At 64.6% G+C, this 749-nt stretch carries 1 protein-coding gene; it reads left to right on the forward strand.

Features of this window, described 5'->3' with window-relative positions; translation table 11 throughout:
- Positions 1 to 749, forward strand: a 749-nt coding sequence (locus ACOZHM_RS20685; protein WP_421571224.1) for an elongation factor Tu, incomplete at both ends; no start/stop codon positions are given.

Below are 749 nucleotides of genomic sequence, written 5' to 3' on the forward strand. Positions count from 1 at the left end.
GACTACGTCAAGAACATGATCACCGGTGCTGCCCAGATGGACGGCGCGATCCTGGTCTGTTCGGCCGCTGACGGCCCGATGCCGCAGACCCGCGAGCACATCCTGCTGTCGCGTCAGGTCGGCGTGCCGTACATCGTCGTGTTCCTGAACAAGGCCGACATGGTGGACGACGCCGAGCTGCTGGAACTGGTCGAAATGGAAGTCCGCGAGCTGCTGAGCAAGTACGACTTCCCGGGCGACGACACCCCGATCATCTCGGGTTCGGCCCGCCTGGCGCTGGAAGGCGACCAGAGCGACATCGGCGTGCCGGCCGTGATCAAGCTGGTCGAGGCGCTCGACACCTGGATCCCGACCCCGGAGCGTGACGTCGACAAGGCGTTCCTGATGCCGGTGGAAGACGTGTTCTCGATCTCGGGCCGCGGCACCGTGGTGACCGGTCGTATCGAGCGCGGCGTGATCAAGGTCGGCGAAGAAATCGAAATCGTCGGCATCCGTCCGGTCCAGAAGACCACCGTGACCGGCGTGGAAATGTTCCGCAAGCTGCTCGACCAGGGTCAGGCAGGCGACAACGCCGGTCTGCTGCTGCGCGGCACCAAGCGTGACGACGTCGAGCGTGGCCAGGTCCTGGCCAAGCCGGGTTCGATCAAGCCGCACACCAAGTTCGACTCCGAAGTCTACGTCCTGTCCAAGGACGAAGGCGGCCGCCACACCCCGTTCTTCAAGGGCTACCGTCCGCAGTTCTACTTCCG

Source organism: Stenotrophomonas sp. PD6 (genome assembly GCF_049199305.1).
Lineage (GTDB): Bacteria > Pseudomonadota > Gammaproteobacteria > Xanthomonadales > Xanthomonadaceae > Stenotrophomonas.